This is a genomic window from Agrobacterium sp. 22-209-1, from assembly GCF_053522485.1.
This window is the reverse complement of sequence record NZ_JBNWCH010000003.1, coordinates 509,379-526,878: the sequence shown is the minus strand read 5'-3', so window position 1 is coordinate 526,878 and position 17,500 is coordinate 509,379. Positions and strand designations below refer to the sequence as shown.

Sequence of the window (17,500 nt, the reverse complement as noted above, 5' to 3'; positions counted from 1 at the left end):
GCGTTGCGGACTGTTCTCAGATGGATCGGCGGCGGCTTGCTGCTGGTCGTCCTGCTTTTCGTGCTCGGCACCGTGGTGCCGCGCCCCTTTTTCGCGGATGATGTAAACGGTGCGAAAGATCGCGAAATCCTGCTGTTGTCCAACCCGATCCACACGGACATTGCCCTGCCGGTCGATGACGATCTGCGGCGGGTTTTTGCCGAGTTGCAGGAGGGCGGCATTGCGGTCAATCATCCGGCGGCCGCCTATCTGGTGTTCGGCTGGGGCGGCCGCTCGTTTTACATCCAAACGCCCACCTGGGCCGATCTGAAGCCGATGCCGGTGCTGCGCTCCTTCACGCTGGACAGCGCCGTCATGCATGTGGATGTGACAGGCGATTTTCCCGCCAATCTCGCCGGCGTGAAACGGCTTCGCATTTCCGAAGCGGGCTATCAGCGCCTTGTCGCGGGCATCAGGGCAAGTTTTGCCGGAAACGACAACGGTGTCAGGCCGGTTGCCGGTGCCGGCTACGGCCTGACGGACGCGTTTTTCGAGGCAAATGGCTGGTTCAATGCGGTCGCCGGATGCAACACATGGTCAGCCGCGATGTTGCGGGACGCGGGCATTCAAACCGGCTGGTGGACGCCCTTGCCGCCGCTGTTGCGTTGGTCGATAGATATGCACAATTGATCCCAAATTCCGTGCGGTCATTTCGCGTATTTGGCGGCTGAAATCCTTTTTTTATGCTGCACCGCAGCGCGTCATGCGCTATGGAAACTGCTAAACAAGTCCGCGCGGATCGATCCCAAGCGATCCCGCAAAACGCCAGAACAGGAGACAAGACATGCTCGGCAAAAAAGTGCCCGCCGTAACCTTCCGCACGCGCGTTCGCGATGAGGCCGTTGGTGGCCCCAACCCGTTCCGTTGGCAGGACATGACCTCCGACGATTATTTCAAGGGCAAGAAGGTCGTTCTGTTTTCGCTGCCCGGCGCCTTCACGCCGACCTGCTCGACCTACCAGCTTCCGGATTTCGAAAAGCTGGCGGGTGAATTCCGCGCGCTCGGCGTCGACGAAATCTATTGCCTGTCGGTCAACGATGCCTTTGTCATGAATGCCTGGGCCAAGGGCCAGAACCTCGAAAACGTCAAGGTCATTCCTGACGGTTCGGGCGAGTTCACCCGCAAGATGGGCATGCTGGTCGCCAAGGACAATCTCGGTTTTGGCATGCGCTCCTGGCGTTACGCCGCCGTCATCAATGACGGTCTGGTGGAGCAGTGGTTCGAGGAAGAGGGTTATTCGGACAATTGCGAATCCGACCCTTACGGCGTTTCTTCGCCGCAGAATATTCTTGAAAACCTGAAAAGCCGCGCTGCGGCCTGATTTTGGTTTTGCGAAGGCCCGGCACCGATGTCGTGTCTTCGGGGTGCTGACAGGAGGCGAAAACCTCTCATCCGTCATCCTCGCCCTTGAGGCGAGGATCCATAGGCGTCTGACGGGTGGATCCTCGGGTCATGCCTGAGGATGACGTCGAAAGTGGAGAAAGGTTTGCACTTGGCCCGGCCGTGATGCCGGGCTTTGTCATTCTGGTGGCCATGTGCCCTGAAATCGCGTCTTGAAATCACCCCGCCTATCCGGCAAAAATCAGTCTCCCAAGACTGTTTCTGAAACGGATCATCCCATGCTGCGCGTCACCTCCTATCATCCGGCCGGAACCCCTGCCGACGAAGCTTCCGGCTATGTCACCCTGGCGCATGACCAGCGGCATCTGCGCCGCAAGCTGCTGCACTTGCAGAACGACGAGATGGTGATGCTGGATCTCAAGGAGCCCGTGCTGTTTGCCCATGGCGATCTGCTGGTGGTGGAGAACGGCGATCTGATCGAGGTTCGCGCGGCCGATGAAAAGCTGTTCGAAATCAAAGCGAGGGACCGGCTTCACCTGATCGAGCTTGCCTGGCATCTGGGCAACAGGCATCTTTCGGCGCAGATCGAGGAAGAGCGTATTCTCATCCTGCGCGACCACGTCATTCGCGCCATGCTGGAAGGTCTGGGCGCCACCGTGCGGGAGGTCGAAGAACCGTTCCAGCCGGCCCGCGGCGCCTATCATGCCCATGGCGGTCATGCCCATGGCGGTCATTCCCATGGCCACAGCCATGATCACGGGCATGGCCACCACCATCATGACCACGGCTGAGGGGTGAGCGCGGAAAGCGGCGTTGCCGCGCTGTTGCGGCTGATGGCCTGGCTGTCGCCGGCCTTTCCGGTTGGCGGGTTTTCCTATTCCGGCGGGCTGGAAAAGGCTGTCGAAGACGGGCGCGTGCGCGATGCCGTGGCGCTTCACGGCTGGGTGGAAACGCTGCTGCGCCATGGCAGCCTCTGGAACGATGCGGTGTTTCTGGCGCATGCCTCGCGAAATGCGAAGGATGCCGGTGCGCTCAGCGAAACGGCTGATCTCGGCCGCGCGCTGGCCGGCTCGGCGGAGCGTTATCGTGAGACCGTGCTTCTGGGAGACGCCTTCATTGCCGCTGCCGGCGCATGGCCGCACGCGGTTCTGGAGCTGTTGCCGAAGGAGGCTCCTTATCCCGTCGCCATAGGCGCTATTGCTGCCGGACATGGAGTACCGCTGCGCGAGACGCTTGCGGCCTTTCTGCATGCCGGCGTTTCGCAGATCGTTTCGGCCGGCATCCGCCTTGGCGTCGCGGGGCAAACGGATGGTGTCGCCATTCTGGCCGCAAGCGAGGCGATGATCGCGGACGTTGCGGCACGGGCCTTGTTGTCCACGCTCGATGACCTCGGCAGCGCCACTGTTATCGCCGATACGGCGGCGATGCGGCACGAAACACAGGGTACGCGGCTTTTCCGGTCGTGAAAGCGACGGCAATCGATGGGGCGAGCGCATGCCACTTGTTTCTTCTCCCCGCCGGGGAGAAGGTCGCGGCAGCGGGATGAGGGGGCAAGGGTAGAGATATACCGAGAGCTAGCCCCCTCATCCGACCCTTCGGGCCACCTTCTCCCCGGCGGGGAGGAGAAACAAGTGGCACGATCCTTGCGTATATTTGAGCTGAAATTTGAGTGGTTGTCGTAAGATTGGACCAAAGCATGATGAAGGGAACAGAGTGATGAAATCGGGTAATGGGCCTCTGCGCGTCGGCATTGGCGGGCCGGTGGGTTCCGGCAAGACGGCGCTGACGGAGAAGCTCTGCAAGGCGATGAGTGGGGATTATTCCGTCGCCGTCGTCACCAATGATATCTATACCAAGGAGGATGCCGAGGCGCTGGTGCGCATGCAGGCGCTGCCATCAGAGCGTATCGTCGGGGTGGAGACGGGCGGCTGCCCGCATACCGCCATCCGCGAAGATGCGACGATCAATCTGCAGGCGATTGCCGGGCTCAATGCGCGGTTTCCCGATCTCGATGTGGTCTTCATCGAATCCGGCGGCGACAATCTCGCCGCGACCTTTTCGCCCGATCTCGCCGATATCACCATCTATGTCATTTCCGTCTGCCAGGGCGAGGAAATTCCGCGCAAGGGCGGGCCGGGCATCACCCGCTCGGACCTGCTGGTCATCAACAAGAAGGACCTTGCGCCCTATGTCGGCGCCGATCTGACCGTCATGGACAGCGATGCGACCCGCATGCGCAACGCCATGCCCTTCGTCTTTACCGACATGAAGCGCGGCGATGGCGTGGATCGCATCGTTGGTTTCCTGAAAGAGCAGGGCGGTTTGTAAGAGAAGGGCGGAATGCCCTGAGGCATCCCGCCCTCCATCCTCTCCCCGTATGTCAGATTTGCTTCAATGCGGCCACGTCGTTGACCTGCACGATGCGGCCGCGCACGGTGACACCAGCCTTTTTCAGGGTGGAAAATGCGCGTGACAGCGCTTCCGGCGCGAGGCCGAGCTTGCCGGCGAGCAGGCTTTTCTGGAATGGCAGCCGCAGTGAAAAGGATGTCGCGTCACGCGGGCCCTGATTGATGAGGTAATTGGCGACACGTTGCGGCGCGGTTTGCAGCCGGTCGTTGGCGATGCAATCCATGGTGCCGAGCAGGCTGTTGGACAGGCAGCGCATGACGGCCTTGGCGATTGCCGGCTCCTGGTCGATCAGGCTGCGGATTCTTGCCAGCTCGAACCGCGCCACGGTGCAGTTTTCCGCCGCCTGCGCGCTGTAACGATAGGTATCGCTGCCGAAGATCAGGCACTCGTTGAAAGTATCGCCGGGGCCGCTGACGCGCACATCCGCCTCGCGTCCGTGCCGGTCCAGCCGGTAAAGCCTGATATAACCCGACAGCACGCAGTAAAAATGCTGCGCCGCTTCACCTTCCTTGAAGAGTACGTGGCGGGTATTGACATTGGTGATGGTCGCCGCCTCCATCAGCTTCAGCGCCGCCGCATCATCCGCTATCCCGATCAAGGGTGCGCGCAGCAGAATGTTCCTGTCCCTGTTGCTCAGCTTCACGGTCTTGTTCACGTCCATCCGGCTCCCGCTTAAACCTTTTGCCGGGCTGTCCGAAGCGATACGAAACCGGGGAAGTTCCTTCTCCCTCACGCCTATCTGCAAAGAACCCATAGCATTAATCCTCAACCGGCAATTCCCGATGCGAGGGAGACTAGCAGTTCATCTGGAAAGCGAATTGATTTCGATCAAACGGGTTTGCAGTCGTCACAGGGGCGGAATTGGTTCGTCCATTCGTGCTTATAAGCACAGGGGGAAATATGGAGCGGGCGAGTGCGACATATTTCTTCTCCCCGAGGGGGAGAAGTCCGCGGCAGCGGGATGAGGGGGCGAGGGTAGAGAGATTCGGCAAAGTTGCCCCCTCATCCGACCCTTCGGGCCACCTTCTCCCCGGCGGGGAGAAGAAATATGCCGCGATGTCGTGCTTTACCACAGAGACGAAAAAACGCCGGGTACAAGCCCCGGCGTTTCAATCTTCGTATTTGCAACTTTCATTCCGCAGCAAGCGGCGGCAGTCGCAATATATTGCTGCCCTTTTCGCCTGCCTTTTCGCCGGTGCCCTTTTCCATGTTGGCGACGCGGGCCTCCAGCGAGGAAAGGGCGAGGCTGTTTTCGTGGGCGATCTCCGAGAGTTTTTCGTTGGAGAGGGCCTCTTCCTCCTCTTCCTTCTTGCCGACGAAGCGGCCGAAGAGGTGGGCGAGCAGGCGCGAGAGGTCGTCCATGATCAGGAAGAAGGCCGGCACCACGATCAGCGACAGCACCGTCGAGACGATGATGCCGCCGATCACCGCAATCGCCATCGGCGCGCGGAACGAACCGCCTTCGCCGACGCCGAGGGCGGAGGGCAACATGCCCGCCGACATGGCGATGGAGGTCATGATGATCGGGCGGGCGCGCTTGCGGCCTGCCTCCACCATGGCATGCACCCGTTCCATGCCGTGCCGGCGCATTTCGATGGCGAAATCCACCAGCAGGATGGCGTTTTTCGTCACGATGCCCATCAGCATCAGGATGCCGATGAGAACCGGCATGGAGAGCGCGTTCTGCGTGATGATGAGCGCGACGGCCACGCCGCCAATGGCGAGCGGCAGCGAGAACAGGATGGTGAAGGGCTGGATGACATCCTTGAAGAGCAGGATGAGCACGACCAGCACCAGCATCAGGCCGAGCAGCATGGCATTGACGAAGCCCTGCTGCATTTCGCCCTGCACCTTGGCGTCGCCGCTTTCGGCAAGGCGAACGCTCGCCGGCAGTTCGGTTTCCGACACGATGCGCTTGAATTCGGCCGTCGACGTATCGAGCGCCGTGCCGAAGGGAACGTCGGAGCCGATGGAGACGACGCGGTTGCGGTCGTTGCGCTTGATCGAGCTTGGACCTTCCGAATAATCGATATCGGCAACGCTATAGAGCGGCACCAGCGATCCGGAGGCGGTCTTGATCTTCAGCGCGCGGATGGTGGCGAGGTCGCGGCGGGTGTCGAGCGACGCCTGCACGCGGATCGGAATCTGCCGGTCATCCAGCGAAATCTTCGTCAGTTGCGCATCGGTATCGCCGATTGTGGCGACACGCACGGTCTGCGAAATCTGCTGCGGCGTGATGCCAAGGCGGGCGATTTCATCCTTGCGCGGGCGGATTTGCAGTTCCGGCCGGGGCAGGGCGCCTTCCGAGCTGACATTGGCAAGGATCGGCGAGGCCCGCAGGCGGCTTTCTAGAATACCGACGGCGTCGTTCAGGTCCTTCTCGTTTGAGGAGAGGAAGTTGAAGGAGAGCTCGCGTTCCGCACGGTCGTTGAGCTTGATGATGCGCACATCGGGAATGCCGCGCACCTGCGCGAAAATATCCCGCTCCACATCCCATTGCGGACGTGTGCGGCCCTTCTCTTCCACCTTCGGCAGATATTGACCGATGAGCGGAAGGGAGCCGAGGCCTTTGTTGACAAGGGTTTTCAGCAGCGAATGGTCGATATGCTGCAGGATGACGTTGACGGTGGCGCGGCGCAGTTCCAGGTCCCCCTTGGGCGAAGCGCCGCCGAGGATGAACACGCTTTCCACGCCATCGATGTCGCGGATGGCGTGATAAATCTGCGTTGTCGTGCGGTCGGTTTCGTCGAGCGTCGCATTGGGCGGCAGTTCCACCGAAAGCGTCACGCGCGAGGCGTCGTCCGGCGGCAGGAAGCTCCCCGGAACGCCGGCGAGCAGAATGACGGAAGCGACGAGGAAGCCGATGGCGCCGAGCAGCGTCAGATATCGCGCCCACCACTTGCGGGTGGTGGCGGTGACCATGCGCGTATAGGCCTTCATCAGCCGGCTGTCATTGTCGTGGTGATCTTCCATCGCATCTTCGGCGCGCATCAGATAGGCCGCCATCAACGGTGTGATGAGGCGGGCGACGGCGAGCGAGAAGAACACCGAGAAGGCGACGGTGAGGCCGAATTGGATGAAGTACTGGCCCGGAATACCAGGCATGAACGAGACGGGCACGAAAACGGCGATGATGGTGAAGCTGGTGGCGATGACGGCGAGGCCGATTTCATCCGCCGCTTCCAGCGCTGCCCGATAGGGCGTCTTGCCCATCTTGATATGGCGGGCGATGTTCTCGATTTCCACAATGGCGTCGTCGACGAGAATACCCGTGGCGAGGGTCAAGGCCAGGAAGCTGACGAGGTTGAGCGAGAAGCCCATGATATCCATGATCCAGAAGGTCGGGATCGCGGAAAGCGGCAGCGCCACGGCGGCAATCAGCGTTGCACGCCAGTTGCGCAGGAAGAGCAGGACGACGATAACGGCGAGGATAGCGCCTTCGATCAGCGTATGCAGCGCCGCCTCGTAATTGCCATAGGTAAAATAGACGGCGTCATCGACCATTTCGATCGAGACGTCGGGATGATCCTTGCGCACCTGATCGAGGCTTGCCGCCACGGTTTCGGCGACCGAGACCTCGCTCGCGCCCTTAGAGCGGAACACCGCGAAGGTGACGGCGGGATTGCCGTTGAAGCGCGAGAAGGATTTCTGCTCCTCATAGGTGTCGGTGACCGTGCCGAGTTCGGAGAGCTTGACGAAACGACCGTTGGACAGCGCTATCGTGGTATTGGCAAGCTGGCTCACGTCGCGCGTATCGCCGAGCGTGCGGATGGTCTGTTCGTTGCCGCCAACCTGGCCTCGGCCCGAGCCGAGATCGACGTTCGTGCCGCGCAGCTGGCTGTTCACCTCGGTGGCGGTAATGCCATAGGCATCGAGCTTTTCCGGGTTCAGCGAAACGCGCACTTCGCGGTCAGCGCCGCCATAACGGTCCACCTTGCCGATGCCCGACTGGCCCTGGAGCGAACGCTTGATCGTGTCATCCACGAACCAGGACAGTTCTTCCAGCGTCATGTTGGGCGAGGAGACGGCGAAGGTCTGGATCGCCTGACCCTCGACGTCGATCTTGCTGACAATCGGTTCCTCGATATCGGCGGGAAGATCGCTGCGGATCTTGTCGATGGCGTCCTTCGTATCCTGAACCGCTTCTTCCGTCGGCTTTTCGATGCGGAAGACGACCGTGGTGGTGGACTGGCCATCGACCACGGTGGACTGGATTTCGTCGACGCCGCTGATGGCGGCGACGGCATCCTCTATTTCCTTCGTCACCTGCATTTCCAGCTCGGACGGCGAAGCGCCGCTCTGGGTGACCGTGACGGCCACGACGGGAACGTCGATGTTCGGAAAACGGGTGATGGGCAGGGTGTTGAACGCCTGCATGCCGAGGATCATCAAAAGCGCGAAGCCGAGCAGCGGCGCAATCGGGTTACGGATTGACCATGCGGAAAAGTTCATCTCATTCCCTCAGTCAGTTGGACGCAGCCGTCTGGGCTTCCACCGGTCTGATCCGGTCCCCATCACGCACGAATGCCCCAGCTTTCTCGACAACCTTGTCTCCAGCGGCAAGACCGCTGACAATCTCGATAAAACCGCCGTCTTCGATGCCGGTCTCGATCTTTACCTGTTTGACGACGTCGCCTTCCACCTTGCGGGTGGTTGAACCTTCACGCCCGGAGGTGACGGCCGACAGCGGCAAGGCGAGCGCATTCGTCTCCTCGACGATGATCGCCGCGCTGGCATACATGCCGGATCGCGCCGGGCTACCTTCGGGCAACACCACATGCACGGAACCCAGGCGCGTGGTCGGATCGACGGTGGGCGACACGAGGCGCACCTTGCCCTCTATTTTCTCAGCTCCGCCGGCAACCGTCAAATAGGCTTTCTGGCCGGGTTTCACCTTGAGGATATCCGTCTCGGACAGATCGGCGACAAGTTCGATCGCGCCATCCTTGATGACGGTAAACAGCGGATCACCGGCGCCGCTGGCAATCGCGCCGACCTTGGCATTCTTGGCCGAAACAATACCGGCGACCGGGGTTTTCACGCCGGTGCGCGTCAATTTCAGGTCGATATCGGCAATCTGCGCATCCACAACCTTGATATCGGCTTCGCCGGCGGAAACGGCCTGGCGGGCGGCGTTCAGCTTGGCGGCGGCGACTTCCGCCTGCGCCTGGGTCTGCTCCACCTGTGACACGGAGCCGGAACCGCTCTGGCCGAGCTTTGCGGCGCGGTCACGCTGGCGGTTCGCGTCGTTGGCGCTCGCCTCCGCTTCCAGAACCTGTGCCTTGGCCTGCGCAACAGCTGCCTGTGCCTTGGCCTTATTGGCCTCAAGCTGGCTTTTCTGAAGGATCAGACTGTCCGATGAAAGGACCGCGAGAACCGCATTCGCTTCCACCCGGTCGCCGATATCGGCGTTCAGCGTGTCGATCGACAGACCGTCGACCAGCGGCTGGACGTAAATCTCGTCCACGGGGCGGATCGTGCCGGTGGCGATGATGCGGTCCACGAGATCGCGTTTTGCCGCATGCGCGACGATGATCGATGGCAGGTTCTGCTGTTTGGCCGGCGCCTGCGTCTCTCCCTCGGCGGCTGCTGAGAGGGGAAGCGCCGTTGCCGAAAGAAGAAGGAATACAAACCGGTTAAACGTGACTTTATGCTGCATGTGTCTTGGCTCGCGCAATATCCGATCGCATGTCCTGCAGCCCAAGGCGTGTCTTAAAAGGTCATGCGATAGCGAATGTGAAACAAGGGATCACAATACTTCCTTTTCGATCCTCCCGATTCAAACGCCCCTCAACGCGAATCTTAAGCACATTTGCCCTGTGCTTATTTTACAAGATCAAAGTTGGCAGTCTTGTAGGCGGGACTGTAATTCCTGTTGCCGTGCAAATCAATCCGCATAGCCGCGATGGTTGATATACATTTTTGTATGGGGCTGGATATTGTAATTCGTCGAATGGGTTACCAGCGAAAAAAACGCGCGGATGGCGCCGCGCGTTCCCTTCATTCGGGTTTAATTCGGCTATTTCAGCGCCGCATCGGTGATTTCAGTGGTGTAGGCGCCTGTCGGTTCCTTGGTGATGACCGGATCGGAGCCGCCGCCGAGCAGGGTTTTTACCGTTCGCTCGTAGTCTGCCTTGTCGAGCGCGCCCTTGGAACCGGCGGTGAGTTTGGCAACCTCGCCCATCATCCGCTTCTGGTGTTTTTCCGTCTGCGCGCCGGAGGCGTCGTTTTCGAGAACGATATCGGCGGCGTCGTCAGGGTTTTCTTCGGCCCATTTCCAGCCTTTCATGGAGGCGCGGACGAATTTGACCATGTCCTCCTTGAACTTGGCGTCTTTCAGCTTGTCTTCGAGAACGTAAAGTCCGTCTTCCAGCGTCGCCACGCCTTCGTCTTCATATTTGAAGGTGACGAGTTCTTCCGGCTTGATGCCGGCGTCAATCACCTGCCAATATTCATTATACGTCATGGTGGAAATGCAGGCGGCCTGTTTCTGCAAAAGCGGATCGACGTTGAAACCCTGTTTCAGCACGGTAACGCCATCGGCGCCGCCGGTGGTCGGGATTTTCAGATGCGCCATCCAAGACAGGAACGGATATTCATTGCCGAAGAACCAGACGCCCAGCGTCTTGCCCTTGAAATCTTCAGGCTTGGTGATGCCGGTTTCCTTCAGGCAGGTCAGCATCATGCCCGACGATTTGAACGGCTGCGCGATATTGACCAGCGGCACGCCCTTTTCGCGGGTGGCGAGTGCTGATGGCATCCAGTCGACGATCACATCGGCCCCGCCGCCAGCCAGCACTTGCGCCGGTGCGATATCCGGGCCGCCCGGCTTGATATCGACATCGAGACCTTCGGCTTCATAAAAGCCCTTGTCCTTGGCGACGTAATAACCGGCGAACTGCGCCTGGGTCACCCATTTCAGCTGCAGGGTGATCTTGTCGGCGGCCTCAGCCCCGAATGCGGTCAGAAGTGACGCGCCGGCAAGAAGCATGGATGCAAGTTTCATTTTCATCGCTGTTCCCTTTTTCGTTATTTACGTTCGTCCCCCACGGACGGACGGATGCCAGAAGGTGACGGCCCGCTCTGCGAGCGCCACGAGACCATAAAAGCCGGAGCCGGCGAGTGCGGCGACCGCGATTTCGGCCCAGACCATATCGACATTGCTGCGGCCCATTTCCGCCGAGATGCGGAACCCCATGCCGACGATGGGCGTGCCGAAGAATTCCGCGACGATGGCGCCGATCAGCGCCAGCGTGGAATTGATCTTCAGCGCGTTGAAGATAAAGGGCCAGGCGGCGGGCAGGCGCAGCTTTATCAGCGTCGGCCACCAGCCGGCGGCATAGGTGCGCATCAGATCACGCTCCATGTGGCTGGCGGCGGCAAGTCCCTGCACCGTGTTCACCAGCATCGGGAAGAAGGTCATGATGACGACGACGGCGACTTTCGACTGCCAGTCGAAACCGAACCACATGACCATGATGGGTGCGATGCCGACGACCGGCAGGGCGGAGACGAAATTGCCGATCGGCAGAAGCCCGCGCTGGAGAAAGGGCGAGCGGTCGATGAGGATGGCGACGAGAAAGCCGAGGCCGCAGCCGAGCACATAACCCGTCAGCACCGATTTGAGGAAGGTCTGGCGGAAATCCGCCCAGAGGATCGGCAGCGAGCCGAGAAGGCGGGCGAGGATGGCGCTGGGGGCCGGCAGCAGGATGGGCGGAACGGAGAAGCCGCGCACGATGCCTTCCCAGAGAACCAGAAGGGCAAGGCCGAAGAGGAGGGGCACGGCGATGCGGCCGATGCGCTTTCCAGAGGTCGAGGTGAAATTGCGCCGCACCAGCCATTCGTTGAAGGCCCAGGCGGCAAGCCAGAACAGGATCGCGCCGATAAACCAGAAGGGGTTCGTCATGGCCGTGCTCCCATTCTCTTGAGGACGGCGGCGTGGGCAATGCCGATGATCGACACCAGCAACGCCGCCACACCGGCGGCCATGAACAGCGCCGCCCATATCTGCACCGTCTGGCCATAATAGGAGCCGGAGAGGAGCCGCGCGCCGAGGCCCGCCACCGCGCCCGTCGGCAGTTCCCCGACGATGGCGCCGACCAGCGCGATGGCAATGGCGATCTTCAGCGAGGTGAAAAGATAAGGCAGGGCGGAGGGCCAGCGCAGCTTCCAGAAGATCTGGGCCGGTGAGGCATTATAGGTGTGCATCAGGTCAAGCTGCAGCGTTTCGGGGCTTCTTAAGCCCTTCACCATGCCGACGACGATGGGGAAGAAGGAGAGGTAGGTGGAGATCAGCGCCTTGGGCAGAAGCCCGGAAATGCCGATGGAGTTCAGGACGACGATGATCATCGGCGCGATGGCGAGGATGGGGATCGTCTGGCTGGCGATGATCCACGGCATGACGGAGCGGTCCATGGCTCGGTTATGGATGATGGCGACCGCGAGGAGAATGCCCAGCACTGCGCCAATGGCGAAACCGAGCAGGGTGGCCGAAAGCGTGATGCCGGCGTGGTAGACGAGGCTGCGCTTGGAGGTGATGGCCTTGTTGACGGTCGTGTCCCAGAGTTCGGCGGCGATCTGGTGCGGGGCCGGGAGGACCGGGCGCTCCTGCGCGAAGGTTTGCGGCAGGAGTTCGAAGAAACCCGGCGTCTGGCCGGCGCGGGTGGCCTGGTCGCGGGCGAAGGGCATGTTGAGGTAGATGACAGCGAGGTGCCAGAGGATGAGGATGGCGAGGAGGACGGTGAGGATGGGAAAGACGCGGTGGCGGAGGAGGGTCATGGGGTTTTGCTCCGCCGATCATTCCGAGGGTGAGGCTTACCCCCCTCTGTCCTGCCGGACATCTCCCCCTCAAGGGGGGAGATCGACTCGTGGGTGGGTCTCGGCCATCTCACTGTTTGCGAATGGAATGGAGGTAGAGCCGCCTGCCTTCTTCTCCCCGAGGGGGAGAAGGTCGCGGCAGCGGGATGAGGGGGCAAGGGTAGCGGTAGGCCGCAACCTTGCCCCCTCATCCGACCCTTCGGGCCATCTTCTCCCCGGCGGGGAGAAGAAACGTGTGGCAACCTCCCGCCAAATGAGCCAATGCTGGCGCTGACCTCACCCCTCATAGCCATGCCCCGCCTTCAACCCTTCGCGTACGCGGTGCGCAATGGCCAGAAACTCCGGCGTCTCCCTGATCTCCAGCGGCCTTTCCCGCGGCAGCGTGGATGTAATCACATCAGTCACTCTCCCCGGCCGCGGCGACATGACGACGATTTTCGTCGAGAGATAGACCGCTTCGGGAATGGAATGGGTGACGAAACAGATGGTCTTGCCGGTCGTATCCCAGAGTTTCAGCAGCTGTTCGTTCAGATGATCGCGAACGATTTCGTCCAGCGCGCCGAAAGGCTCGTCCATCAACAGCAGGTCGGCATCGAAGGCAAGCGCGCGGGCGATGGAGGCGCGCTGCTGCATGCCGCCGGAAAGTTGCCAGGGGTATTTCTTGCCGAAGCCCGTGAGGTTGACGAGGTCGAGCGTGCGGTCGATGCGCTCGCGCTGTTCGGCCTTGCTGTAACCCATGATTTCAAGCGGCAGCGCGATGTTCTTTTCGATGGTCCGCCAGGGATAAAGGGCGGCGGCCTGAAAGACGTAACCGTAGGATCGGTCCTTGCGGGCATTTTCCGGCGTCGTGCCGTTGACGGTTATTTCTCCCGACGTGTGTTTTTCAAGATCGGCGATGACCCGCAGAAACGTGGTCTTGCCGCAGCCGGAAGGGCCGATGAAGGAGACGAAATCGCCCTTTTTCACATCGAGATCGACATCAGACAAGGCGTGGACAGGTCCATCCCCCGTTTCGAAGGTGAGGCCCAGTTTTCTGGCGGAAACGACGGAATAGGAGGAGGCCTGGTTCATCTTTGCTGATTGTCGCTTTCCGTGAGCGCTGCGCGCGCCAGCGGCAGCATCTGGGTTTCCGTCAGTCTGGCGATGGTCACGCCGGGGTTGCGGTCGAGATCGAGCCAGCGCACTTCCTCGATTTCCGCCTGCGGCATGACCTCGGCTTGAAGTCTGGCGGTGAAGGCATGGGCGACGACATCGGCGCCCGGTTCATTGGCGGCTTCCTCGCGAAAGATGCCCTCATAACGAACTGCATGTTCGGGCAGCGTCAGGCCGATTTCTTCGGCCAGTTCGCGGTGCAGCGCCTGCTCCGGCGTTTCGCCCGGATCGATCTTGCCGCCCGGCTGCATGAACTGCGTGGTGCCGCGCTTGCGCACCACAAGCATCTGCCGGTGCTCGTTGAGGAGAACGGCGGCGGCGATGAGGATTTCGCGTTTCGGCTCGCTGCTCATGGTCATACGCCCGATGCCGGAATGCCACTACGCTCCACCTTGCGCGGCGAAACGAGTTCCTTCCAGGTGGAAAGCGCCCGGCTGACGGCGGGATAGGGATCGCGGGCGACGAACTGGCCGTGGCCTTCCTGTGTCTCGATGGTGCCCTCCTCGACACTGACGAGGCCACGCGACAGGGTGTAGCGCGGCATGCCCTTCACCTTCTGCCCTTCGAACACGTTGTAGTCGATGGCCGATTGCTGGCTTGTGGCGCTGATGGTCTTTGTGAGCGCCGGATCCCAGACGACGATATCGGCATCGCTGCCGACGAGGATCGCGCCTTTTCTCGGGTAGATGTTGAGGATTTTCGCAATATTGGTGGAGGTGACGGCGACGAATTCGTTCATCGTCAGGCGGCCGGTCGCCACGCCATGGGTCCACAGCAGCGGCATGCGGTCTTCAAGCCCACCGGTGCCGTTCGGTATCTTGCGGAAGTCGCCGAGGCCGAAGCGTTTCTGCTCGGTCGTGAAGGCGCAATGGTCGGTCGCCACACATTGCAGCGAGCCGGAGGCGAGACCGGCCCAGAGGCTGTCCTGATGCTGGCGGTTGCGGAAGGGCGGAGACATCACCCGGCGGGCGGCATGATCCCAATCGGGATTGGTATATTCGCTTTCATCAAGGATCAGGTGCTGGATCAGCGGTTCGCCATAGACCCGCATGCCGCTCTGGCGGGCGCGGCGGATGGCTTCATGCGCCTGCTCACAGGAGGTGTGGACGACATAGAGCGGAGCGCCGGCCATATCGGCGATGATGATGGCGCGGTTGGTGGCCTCGCCTTCCACGGAAGGCGGTCGGGAATAGGCATGTGCCTCCGGCCCGACATTGCCTTGCGCCATCAGTTTTTCCTGCATCTGCGCAACGATGTCGCCGTTTTCCGCATGCACGAAGGGAATGGCGCCGAGTTCCGCGCAGCGCGAGAAGGAGGCGAACATCTCGTCGTCATTCACCATCAGTGCGCCCTTATAGGCCATGAAGTGCTTGAAGGAGTTAATGCCTTTTTCCTGAACCACCGTCTTCATCTCATCGAAGACCTGCTCGCCCCACCAGGTGACGGCCATGTGGAAGGAATAATCGCAATTGGCACGCGTTGCCTTGTTGTCCCAGCGTTGCAGGGCATCGAGAAGCGATTGCCCCGGCTCCGGCAGGCAGAAATCCACCACCATGGTCGTGCCGCCGGCCAACGCTGCCCGCGTGCCGCTCTCGAAATCATCGGCGGAATAGGTGCCCATGAAGGGCATTTCCAGATGCACATGCGGATCGATGCCGCCGGGCATGACATAACATCCGGTGGCATCGAGGATGGTGCCGCCGGTGAGATCGGGTCCGATCTCGGTGATCCTGCCGTCTTCGATCTTCACATCGGCCTTGTAGGTGAGGTCGGCGGTGACGACGGTGCCGTTCTTGATGATGGTGGCGGTCATTGTGGCGTGTTCCCGGTGACGAGGGCTGGCGAATAACGGTCGGGATGATCGGGCAGGAAAGTCTCGGCGTTCAGGACGGCGAGGATGGTGGTGAGCGTGGAGGAGAGGTCTTCGAAAACTTCGTGGTTCCAGAACCGGAGCACGGCATAGCCCTGCCCGTTTAACCAGAGCGTCCGTTGCCGGTTGTGGGGGGAAGAGGCGTGCTGCGATCCGTCAAGTTCGACGATCAACATTTTCTCGCGGCAGACGAAATCGGCGATGTAAGCGCCAAGCGGGACTTGCCGGCTGAACTTGAAGCCGTTTAGCCGCCGGCCTTTGAGTTCATACCAGAGGCGGTATTCGGCGTCGGTCTCGTCGCGGCGGAGTTTTCGGGCTTGCGTGGTTTTGCCAGGTTGGCGTTTTGCTGCTTTTTTGCCCGTGTGGTCCACCATGAGCCTTGCCCCCTCATCCGGCCCTTCGGGCCACCTTCTCCCCGGCGGGGAGAAGAAATGGGAGGCACCGTCGCAGATTTTCATGACGCCGGTGGTAGGGTCGGGGGTGTTGCCGCGTGTTTCTTCTCCCCGCCGGGGAGAAGGTGGCCCGAAGGGCCGGATGAGGGGGCTTGGCCTCGTGGGCACGATCATTCCACGATCTCCGCAGTCTCCAGCACCGCATGCAGCAGCACATCGCAGCCAGCCTTTGCCCATTCCGGCGAAATCTCTTCCGCTTCGTTGTGCGAAAGCCCGTCCACGCAGGGGCAGAAGATCATGGTGGAAGGGGCGACCCGTGCGGTCCAGCAGGCATCGTGGCCGGCGCCGGAGATGATGTCCATGTGGCTATAACCCAGTTTTTCGGCGGCATTGCGCACGCGGCCCACCAGCACCGGATCGAAGGTGACGGGATCGAAATGGCCGATGGCCTCGATCGAGCAGCCGACGCCGAGTTCTTCGGCGATAGCGGGCACCTCGCGTTCGAAGATGGCCCGCATGTTGTCGAGCTTCGCCTGCGAGGGGGTTCTAAGGTCGATGGTGAAAACCACCTTGCCGGGCAGGACATTGCGGGAATTGGGCGTGAAGATCATCTGGCCGACGCCGGCCACGGCGCCGGGCTGGTGGGCCATTGCCACTTCCTGCACTTTTTCAAGAATGCGGGCGGCGGCTAGACCGGCATTGACGCGCATGGCCATCGGCGTCGAGCCGGTATGGGCTTCCTTGCCGGTCAGCGTCACTTCCAGCCACCACAGGCCCTGGCAATGGGTGACGACGCCGATCTGTTTTCCTTCCGCCTCCAGGATCGGCCCCTGCTCGATGTGATATTCGAAATAGGCGTGCATCTTGCGCGCGCCGACCTCTTCCTCACCCAGCCAGCCGATGCGCTGCAGCTCCTCGCCATAGGTCTTGCCGTCGGTATCGGTGCGGCTATAGGCGTAATCGAGATCGTGAATGCCAGCGAAGACGCCGGAAGCCAGCATGGCGGGCGCGAAGCGCGCGCCTTCTTCATTCGACCAGTTGGTGACGGTGATCGGGTGTCTGGTTTTGATATTGAGGTCGTTCAGGCTGCGCACCACTTCCAGCCCGGCCAGCACGCCAAGCACGCCGTCGTACTTGCCGCCGGTCGGCTGGGTGTCGAGATGGCTGCCGATATAGACCGGCAACGCGTCCGGGTCTTCGCCGGGGCGGGTGGCGAACATGGTGCCCATGCGGTCGACGCCCATCGTCATACCCGCCGCCTCGCACCAGCGCTGAAACAGGCGGCGGCCTTCCGCATCCTCATCCGTCAGTGTGCGGCGATTATTGCCGCCGGCGATGCCGGGGCCAATCTTCGCCATGTCCATCAGACTGTCCCACAGACGGTCGCCATTGACCGTCAAGTTCTTACCCGCCGTCATGCAGTGTCGTCCTCACCTGTTTTGTTTTTATCAAAGCAAAGCTTGTGCCGTTCCCTTTTTTG

At 61.2% G+C, this 17,500-nt stretch carries 16 protein-coding genes; 5 read left to right on the top strand and 11 right to left on the bottom strand.

Annotated elements, in window-relative coordinates:
• Window positions 1-3 precede the first annotated feature (3 nt).
• The 5 genes from ACQZ48_RS10410 to ureG all read left to right on the top strand — a co-directional run bounded on the left by ACQZ48_RS10410 (window position 4) and on the right by ureG (window position 3,708).
• The gene (locus ACQZ48_RS10410) at window positions 4-669 is read left to right on the top strand and encodes a TIGR02117 family protein (RefSeq protein WP_137410849.1); all 666 of its coding nucleotides are present in this window, start codon (window positions 4-6) and stop codon (window positions 667-669) included.
• 154 nt (window positions 670-823) lie between these two features.
• Window positions 824-1,360 (top strand): peroxiredoxin, encoded by a 537-nt coding sequence (locus tag ACQZ48_RS10405; protein ID WP_010972294.1) that lies wholly within the window; start codon window positions 824-826, stop codon window positions 1,358-1,360.
• Window positions 1,361-1,658: 298 nt separating this feature from the next.
• Window positions 1,659-2,171 carry an urease accessory protein UreE gene (gene ureE / locus ACQZ48_RS10400; RefSeq protein WP_448728795.1) on the top strand — a complete coding sequence of 171 codons (513 nt, stop codon included), beginning with the start codon at window positions 1,659-1,661 and terminating at the stop codon, window positions 2,169-2,171.
• 3 nt (window positions 2,172-2,174) lie between these two features.
• Entirely contained in the window at window positions 2,175-2,846 is a 672-nt protein-coding gene (locus ACQZ48_RS10395) for an urease accessory protein UreF (protein WP_191217843.1), read from the top strand.
• A gap of 250 nt (window positions 2,847-3,096) precedes the next feature.
• Complete coding sequence (gene ureG, locus ACQZ48_RS10390) at window positions 3,097-3,708, top strand: urease accessory protein UreG (RefSeq protein ID WP_006315013.1); 612 nt, start codon at window positions 3,097-3,099, stop codon at window positions 3,706-3,708.
• A 52-nt stretch (window positions 3,709-3,760) separates the two neighbouring features.
• On the opposite strand, the gene ACQZ48_RS10385 is transcribed toward ureG, so the two are convergent.
• The 11 genes from ACQZ48_RS10385 to ACQZ48_RS10335 all read right to left on the bottom strand — a co-directional run bounded on the left by ACQZ48_RS10385 (window position 3,761) and on the right by ACQZ48_RS10335 (window position 17,438).
• The gene (locus ACQZ48_RS10385; RefSeq protein WP_443388194.1) at window positions 3,761-4,450 is read right to left on the bottom strand and encodes a Crp/Fnr family transcriptional regulator; all 690 of its coding nucleotides are present in this window, start codon (window positions 4,448-4,450) and stop codon (window positions 3,761-3,763) included.
• A 470-nt stretch (window positions 4,451-4,920) separates the two neighbouring features.
• Entirely contained in the window at window positions 4,921-8,241 is a 3,321-nt protein-coding gene (locus ACQZ48_RS10380; protein ID WP_448728794.1) for an efflux RND transporter permease subunit, read from the bottom strand.
• 13 nt (window positions 8,242-8,254) lie between these two features.
• Window positions 8,255-9,448 carry an efflux RND transporter periplasmic adaptor subunit gene (locus tag ACQZ48_RS10375; RefSeq protein ID WP_080789910.1) on the bottom strand — a complete coding sequence of 398 codons (1,194 nt, stop codon included), beginning with the start codon at window positions 9,446-9,448 and terminating at the stop codon, window positions 8,255-8,257.
• Window positions 9,449-9,808: 360 nt separating this feature from the next.
• Window positions 9,809-10,801, bottom strand: a complete 993-nt coding sequence (locus ACQZ48_RS10370; RefSeq protein ID WP_137410845.1) for an ABC transporter substrate-binding protein — start codon at window positions 10,799-10,801, stop codon at window positions 9,809-9,811.
• Window positions 10,802-10,822: 21 nt separating this feature from the next.
• Complete coding sequence (locus ACQZ48_RS10365; protein ID WP_137410844.1) at window positions 10,823-11,695, bottom strand: ABC transporter permease; 873 nt, start codon at window positions 11,693-11,695, stop codon at window positions 10,823-10,825.
• Window positions 11,692-12,567, bottom strand: a complete 876-nt coding sequence (locus ACQZ48_RS10360; RefSeq protein ID WP_448728793.1) for an ABC transporter permease — start codon at window positions 12,565-12,567, stop codon at window positions 11,692-11,694. Before ACQZ48_RS10360 ends, ACQZ48_RS10365 begins: the two co-directional genes overlap by 4 nt.
• Window positions 12,568-12,882: 315 nt before the next feature.
• Window positions 12,883-13,677 carry an ABC transporter ATP-binding protein gene (locus tag ACQZ48_RS10355; protein ID WP_448728792.1) on the bottom strand — a complete coding sequence of 265 codons (795 nt, stop codon included), beginning with the start codon at window positions 13,675-13,677 and terminating at the stop codon, window positions 12,883-12,885.
• Window positions 13,674-14,117: an NUDIX hydrolase gene (locus ACQZ48_RS10350; RefSeq protein WP_448728791.1), complete on the bottom strand. Its 444-nt coding sequence runs from the start codon at window positions 14,115-14,117 to the stop codon at window positions 13,674-13,676. The genes ACQZ48_RS10355 and ACQZ48_RS10350 overlap by 4 nt, the downstream gene beginning before the upstream one ends.
• Window positions 14,114-15,571, bottom strand: coding sequence for a dihydropyrimidinase (gene hydA / locus ACQZ48_RS10345; protein WP_217004247.1), 1,458 nt, complete (start codon window positions 15,569-15,571; stop codon window positions 14,114-14,116). The genes ACQZ48_RS10350 and hydA overlap by 4 nt, the downstream gene beginning before the upstream one ends.
• On the bottom strand, window positions 15,568-16,194 hold the full coding sequence (locus ACQZ48_RS10340) for an endonuclease domain-containing protein (protein ID WP_246666551.1): 627 nt from the start codon (window positions 16,192-16,194) through the stop codon (window positions 15,568-15,570). The genes hydA and ACQZ48_RS10340 overlap by 4 nt, the downstream gene beginning before the upstream one ends.
• Window positions 16,191-17,438 (bottom strand): Zn-dependent hydrolase, encoded by a 1,248-nt coding sequence (locus ACQZ48_RS10335; RefSeq protein WP_089153200.1) that lies wholly within the window; start codon window positions 17,436-17,438, stop codon window positions 16,191-16,193. The genes ACQZ48_RS10340 and ACQZ48_RS10335 overlap by 4 nt, the downstream gene beginning before the upstream one ends.
• Between the last annotated feature and the right edge of the window lie 62 nt (window positions 17,439-17,500).

Excerpts from the sequence above, each read along its gene's own strand:
- ACQZ48_RS10405 (WP_010972294.1), top strand. The coding sequence starts at position 824 with ATGCTCGGCAAAAAAGTGCCCGCCGTAACCTTCCGCACGCGCGTTCGC.
- ureE (WP_448728795.1), top strand. The coding sequence starts at position 1,659 with ATGCTGCGCGTCACCTCCTATCATCCGGCCGGAACCCCTGCCGACGAA.
- ureG (WP_006315013.1), top strand. The coding sequence starts at position 3,097 with ATGAAATCGGGTAATGGGCCTCTGCGCGTCGGCATTGGCGGGCCGGTG.
- ACQZ48_RS10385 (WP_443388194.1), bottom strand. The coding sequence starts at position 4,450 with ATGGACGTGAACAAGACCGTGAAGCTGAGCAACAGGGACAGGAACATT.
- ACQZ48_RS10380 (WP_448728794.1), bottom strand. The coding sequence starts at position 8,241 with ATGAACTTTTCCGCATGGTCAATCCGTAACCCGATTGCGCCGCTGCTC.
- ACQZ48_RS10375 (WP_080789910.1), bottom strand. The coding sequence starts at position 9,448 with ATGCAGCATAAAGTCACGTTTAACCGGTTTGTATTCCTTCTTCTTTCG.
- ACQZ48_RS10370 (WP_137410845.1), bottom strand. The coding sequence starts at position 10,801 with ATGAAAATGAAACTTGCATCCATGCTTCTTGCCGGCGCGTCACTTCTG.
- ACQZ48_RS10365 (WP_137410844.1), bottom strand. The coding sequence starts at position 11,695 with ATGACGAACCCCTTCTGGTTTATCGGCGCGATCCTGTTCTGGCTTGCC.
- ACQZ48_RS10360 (WP_448728793.1), bottom strand. The coding sequence starts at position 12,567 with ATGACCCTCCTCCGCCACCGCGTCTTTCCCATCCTCACCGTCCTCCTC.
- ACQZ48_RS10355 (WP_448728792.1), bottom strand. The coding sequence starts at position 13,677 with ATGAACCAGGCCTCCTCCTATTCCGTCGTTTCCGCCAGAAAACTGGGC.
- ACQZ48_RS10350 (WP_448728791.1), bottom strand. The coding sequence starts at position 14,117 with ATGACCATGAGCAGCGAGCCGAAACGCGAAATCCTCATCGCCGCCGCC.
- hydA (WP_217004247.1), bottom strand. The coding sequence starts at position 15,571 with ATGACCGCCACCATCATCAAGAACGGCACCGTCGTCACCGCCGACCTC.
- ACQZ48_RS10340 (WP_246666551.1), bottom strand. The coding sequence starts at position 16,194 with ATGATCGTGCCCACGAGGCCAAGCCCCCTCATCCGGCCCTTCGGGCCA.
- ACQZ48_RS10335 (WP_089153200.1), bottom strand. The coding sequence starts at position 17,438 with ATGACGGCGGGTAAGAACTTGACGGTCAATGGCGACCGTCTGTGGGAC.